Here is a 5,565-nt window from a genome sequence, read left to right as displayed (position 1 = left end):
GTATGCACGAAGACCCGTGGTTTGAGCATGACCAGCAGACCGTAGCCCGGCATGTGCTGATGGCCTGCGCCCACCTTGACCCTGAGGTGAAAGCCGAAGCCCGGCACAACAAACTGCGCAGTATTATCCGGGGGCTGGATGCCCCCGTCATGTCGCAGGCCTGGTACTGCGTCTGGTGCAGCGAGCATTATCAGGGCGTGAAGTCCTGTCCACGTTGCCTGACCGGTATCTACAGTATCGAAGAGGCCAACTGGCAGATGAATTACGGTTGTAACATGCTCCCCGGATAAGCCCTGTGATGGCGATACGGTATGAATGATCCCGTGAGGCAACGGACGACTACCGGACCATGCTGGAGCGGGTCGGACGGGGCCCGGTCTCTCGGGGGCACGAGCAGTGCGCTTATTTCTACTGACGGTTTTCTGTGTGATCCCCTTAGCAGCTTTCTTGAGTGCTGTGTTGAACGCTATCACGGTAACGGGTCTGGCAGTCGCTCTGACGCGCAGGGAATGACTCTGGAACAAAACATATCGTTTGGGTATCGTTGACGATGCTGACTGATAATAACGCGTGCGATAGGACTAAGGGCGATTTGTTTCTCCGCCAGGATGCACATCGGTGTTAAAAGATTTCCCATCGCATGCTCCCGCGACTGCCTGAACAATCATCAGTATCAGCGCGGGCGGGCGGGTGCATTTGTTCAGCAATCCTCATCGGTTTTACTGTCAATTATTGCAGGTGTACGCCGGTGAACAGCCGCCACGATAAGTGTCGGGGGGAACGGTATCACCTGCTTTTGCCTTTGTTTTTGCTGGCCTTATTAATGACCCCTGTCCAGTAGGCGATAATGTTTCCAATGCGTTCATGGTAATCCCGTTTTGTCTCGTGGAAATCCCTTCGGTTTTCCGGGTATCCCTGCAGCAGGGCCTGCAGGTCCGCGTTCATATCGTCCAAGGAGAGTTGCTGATAGATCGGCACCCAGTCTTCTCCCTGACGGAGCTTCAGCGACGGATTAAGAATATACTGTCCATGGCGTAGCCTCAGAAACAGCTTTTTGCCATAAGCATTTTTGCTGCTGGCTTCATGCTGTGAGAGCAGACTGCTGATATAACTCTGACGTTTGCGGCGTTCGGGGAGCAGTGCGTCGGGTAAATGAGCAACACATTCAGCCAGTAGCGCGGCGCTGAACGCTTCAAAGCGGATCAGCGCATTCCCTAGGTGGGTGTAGAACAGTGCCTGCATCAGGATAACCAGAAACGTCGCCATATGCTGGTCGTCCAGTTTGATGAGTCGCTCGTTCACCTGCAGCGAGAGGCTTTCTGGTTTCAGCAACGCATACAGCTGAGCGCTTTTTTGTTGCGCATAACGTGGTGTGCTGATGGCCGTGGACAGCACGTGATGATAAGCCGCCAGTCCATCATTGCCGGTTAAACCGGGATCGGCGCCTTTGTCAATAAGCTGCTGAACCAGCCCGACGTTACCCACGCGGGCGGCGACCATCATCGGGGTCAGATTAAACGACGAGCGGTGATCGATGCCATAACGTTCAATATCCCGCAATACGGCGACCGGGTTATTCATCGTGTACGTCCGGAAAAACTTCTGCTCCAGCAACTGCAGGCTTTTTTCCCGGGGCTGGCGGGCGGGTTTAAAATCTGAACGGTACAGGGCATTGAAAAGCGGGAACGCAGAATATATCAGGCTATACTCCAGCGCCTGTAACTGCGTGGCTTTGCTGGCGGTGCCGGCCAGTATCTGCTGCCTCCACTGGCTGGCGTCGGAAGGCTCAATGATGTGCCAGGGCGCGGGGCGCTGCTGCAGTATCTGCTCGCGGATCGCATCGGCCTGCTCCTGTTTACCCTGTTTTTCCAGAAGACGGGCGGTTTTTTGCCATTCATCCAGGTTGGACGCTGCTTCCTTAATGCTCAGTTCCTCTTCCTCACGGGAGAGTGCCAGCAGGGACCACAGAGGGTGCTCCACATGTTGCTCGACGAGATAAACATTGTGGGTGGCGTGGGTGAGTGCAACATACAGTGCATTGGTGAAGAATTTGTAAATTTCAGCGGAGCGATCCTGTTTGTCGCGCGGGCGGGCATAACGTGGCGCGTCGTCCTCAAGCGCTGCCGGCGTGACGCCATCACAGATATCGTCAAATGCCTGCCGGGCGCTGCTGACCATGTTGAATAAAATGACCGTTTCGTATTCCAGCCCTTTTGCTTCCTGAACCGAGAATATCAGCGGGGTGTTAAACCAGCGGCGAGCCTGTTCTTTTTGCTCAGGATGCATGACAATGACCGCCACGCGGTTCGAACGCGCGGTTTTGGTGTTCAGTTCCTGTTTTATCGCTTCACGGTCTTCCAGCAGTCTGACAACGCCTTCTGCCTGACCGCAGCTTTTGACGAGGTGATGAGTTTCCCGATCAATAGCGCTGAATCTCGCCTGCTTGAGGCGTAACAGGCGGTTGGCAAGCCCGGTGACGTGCGGCGCGTTGCGGTAGTTTGCCTGTAAAATATTAATGGCGGCATCGGTCCCCTTGTGGTGGCGGAAGAAGATGCTTTTGAGCGTACTCCAGGCGAAAAAATTGGGGTGAACAATCTGATTGGCATCGCCGCAGAGCAAAAACTGGTCCGGGTGGCGTAAGGTTTTCAGAACCAGCAACAGTTGAACGGGGGTCATGTCCTGAATTTCATCAACGAAAATCACATCGTAACGGGGGGCAGCCAGAGGCAGATACAGATGGCTGAGCAGGTTAGTATCAAAGTGCCGGGATTGTTTCAGCCAGGCGACGTAGCGTTCAAACAGCGTGTAGACCGTTTCACGGTCGTCGGCAGGGTACATTGACTGTCGGATACCCAGCGCCAGATAGTCTTCCCGGCTCATCGGACCCGTTTCAGACACGGCGGCCCCAATCACCCCCCGAAACTCTTCGTATAACGTATGGGTCGACCCCAGGGATGCCGTCGTCTTATTGCGTGGCAACCAGTCGCTAAAGGCGCTGAATGTCACCTCTTTGCCTTCCGGGATACGCAGGGTTTCCAGAAACTCACTCAGCGACAGGAAGTCGATATTCTGCGCGGTATTTTCTTCGTGGCTGGCGGCATAGAGCGTGCGCGCTTTTTCCACCAGAAATGAGGAGAGGCTGAGATACATAATGTCGCCACCCGCCTGCTTCATTTTCTCCAGTAACAGCGCCGTTTTACCGCTGCCTGCTGAGCCAACAATCACCAGCGGCAGCGGGTGTTCGTACAGGGCCTGCTGGTCATCATCAAACGACAGCATCTTATCCAGCCGGTAAAAACGGCCATGCGACGGGTTAATGTACGTCAGGGGTTCAGCGTCAATATCATCAGGGTTAAGTACCGGCTGAAACCGCTCTTCGTCAATAACCCCCTGTTTACGAATAAAACGCGATGTGTGGTAGGCATGGTTGCGGAGGTACTCCAGCACCAGGCAGACGGTTTCTCCGCGATAGCGATAAAAGGAAAACAGCAATCTGTCCCGTATATTCAGGCGCGCACGGTAAAGGTTGGTGTCAATTTTACGCACGTCGGCCTGGACGAAATTATCTGCAGCGATAGCCTGTGCAAATTTTTTGTAGCCTGGAATACCCTCAGGATTGGCGGTGTGGTAGAGGCAGATTTTCATGGGCGGTGGCTCCCGTGGCGAAAAATAGAACATTGATTCTACGGGGGGATCATCAGGTGAACAACCCCGTAAAGGCACCGTGCTCCATGGCTTCGGCATCCACGATATCAGCAGGTTGACCGCCGACAGGCACGTTCGGAAGGGCTGTTTCTGGGCCACGTTTGCTCCCGTGCCCACGCCACATTCAAATCTACACGCCGTTATTCCGCGCAATAACAACAGGCCTGCCAGCCTGGCTGGCGTGCCGTTAACTGTCTACAATCGAATCGAGAATCCTTATGAATCATTACCCACCTGCAACCACCGCCGGTAACGCTGTGGATGCAGTAAATTCACGCGCTTTTCTTCAGCAGGCGATTGACCATTACCCGCAACTGGCGGCGTTCAGTTTTACGCTGGTGTTACCGTATCGCGACACCCTGGCCGATTACAATGCGTTGATTTTGCGTTTCCATACCGACGTCTGGCAACGTATCGGTGAGTATTCGCGCCAACGCCAGCAGGCGCGACAAAACTCACCGCCTACGGTCCTGCGCTGGTTGTGGGAAACGGCCAGTGAGCCGGAATGCCGGATAGTTATACTGATGAATCTCGATACGCTGGCGGTCGGGTCTTCTGCGCAATCTGTTGAAAATGCAATTCAGGCAATGAGTGGGTTGCTCCGGGAAGCATGGCTGACGGTGTGTGGCGCTGAACACAATGGTGTCGCAAACATCACGCCGCTTGTTATCAGCCGCGCGGGGTGTGGCGGTTTCACGGCCCCCTTTAATCAGCTAAAAGCGCGAGTTCAGGAAATGCAGGAACCGGTAACCACTGCGCGAACGGGCGTTATTTGCACCTGAGTGTGCGGCTGACGATGAGATAACGATGCCATACCCTTGCGCTGTAGCTATCCCCTCAGCCATCAGGCCTTTTCCGTTGTGCGTGCTGCCGATATAATCCTCGCCATGAAAAAAACGAATGACACCGCATTACCTCCCGAAGAATCACTGGCTGACCTGGCGCATTTTGCCTGGTGTGCGCTGGTCGGATTACGTCTGGCGCAGCAGGACGGCCAGGCACTGTCACCGCTGACCATTCACACTTTTCTGGTTCGCTGGCTGGCCGACGCGCAAAAACAACGCCGCTTTCCCCGGTCAGTGGCGACAGATATTGACAGCCTGCTTCGCCTCGGGCGACAAAAAGGTCCCGCAGCCGGATTGTTGAGTCGGTTGCAATACCTCTGGCACTCCTTCACGGAGCCGGTGACGCAGCAGTCAGAGCTCTTTCGGCTGACGCATGCCATCGAACATCTCAGGTCACAGGGCTGGGTCAATGCGGTTGTCACCGACGATGAATGGGAACCGGCGTCCCTGTATGCCGAATATACGGGCGTATCCGCGCTGCTGGTGAGAAAATCCGAACTGCAGCGGCATTTTACCGATAAAGGCCAGCAGACCGCGCCGGTGGAGTTTGTCGTTGCCGGAGAGGTGTGTGTTGTTGGCGATGCGTTTGATGCGCGGGAGCTGCGTTACACGACGGGTGAGCAGCACGCTGGCGGGTATTTGCTGTCTCTGTTGCCACTGAAGTGCAAATAGCAACATTAACGTAAGGGAAATGAGCATGGGGCGGATTGAGTACCAGGTAGAAAAGTACCATTTTTCATGCTCTGACGAGGCGCGCCCCGCCTGACGCGGCAGTGGGCTGATATGCTCGAAGAATGCCGACAACTGAAAGCCGGAGCGGAAGCACGTCTGCGTATTGCCCTGCTGAACGTCGATTACGTGACCAGTTTTGAATTGCCTTTCCGCTTACTGTTGCTCCGTACACCCCAGTTGATTGCCGGTCTGCGCGATGAACTGCAGGTCAGTCAGAAGAACGTGATCTTTAATGGTAAACGGTATGGTTGCGTCTGGAGCCTGAAGGCTGACCTGAGCACGG

The 5,565-nt window shown here is 54.9% G+C and carries 3 protein-coding genes and 2 pseudogenes; 4 read left to right on the top strand and 1 reads right to left on the bottom strand.

What is annotated here, in order from left to right; genetic code table 11:
* Positions 1–290, top strand: a 290-nt coding sequence (locus tag ADK28_RS23525; RefSeq protein WP_048796832.1) for a putative zinc ribbon protein, incomplete at its 5' end; no start/stop codon positions are given.
* A gap of 624 nt (positions 291–914) precedes the next feature.
* On the opposite strand, the pseudogene ADK28_RS23520 reads toward ADK28_RS23525, so the two are convergent.
* Positions 915–3,678, bottom strand: a pseudogene (locus ADK28_RS23520) (hypothetical protein); the annotation flags it as partial.
* 245 nt (positions 3,679–3,923) lie between these two features.
* Between ADK28_RS23520 and ADK28_RS23515 the strand changes: the two are divergent.
* From ADK28_RS23515 to ADK28_RS23505, 3 genes and pseudogenes are all read left to right on the top strand, one after another.
* On the top strand, positions 3,924–4,487 hold the full coding sequence (locus ADK28_RS23515) for a hypothetical protein (protein WP_048796830.1): 564 nt from the start codon (positions 3,924–3,926) through the stop codon (positions 4,485–4,487).
* Positions 4,488–4,592: 105 nt separating this feature from the next.
* Entirely contained in the window at positions 4,593–5,222 is a 630-nt protein-coding gene (locus ADK28_RS29495) for a DUF2913 family protein (RefSeq protein WP_065429424.1), read from the top strand.
* Positions 5,223–5,247: 25 nt separating this feature from the next.
* A pseudogene (locus tag ADK28_RS23505) lies at positions 5,248–5,565 on the top strand (DNA-binding protein); the annotation flags it as partial.

It is taken from the genome of Serratia sp. 506_PEND (genome assembly GCF_001076875.1).
Classification (GTDB): Bacteria; Pseudomonadota; Gammaproteobacteria; order Enterobacterales; family Enterobacteriaceae; genus Serratia; species Serratia marcescens.
The sequence above is the reverse complement of the archived record's forward strand: the minus strand, read 5'-3'. Positions and strand labels throughout refer to the sequence as shown.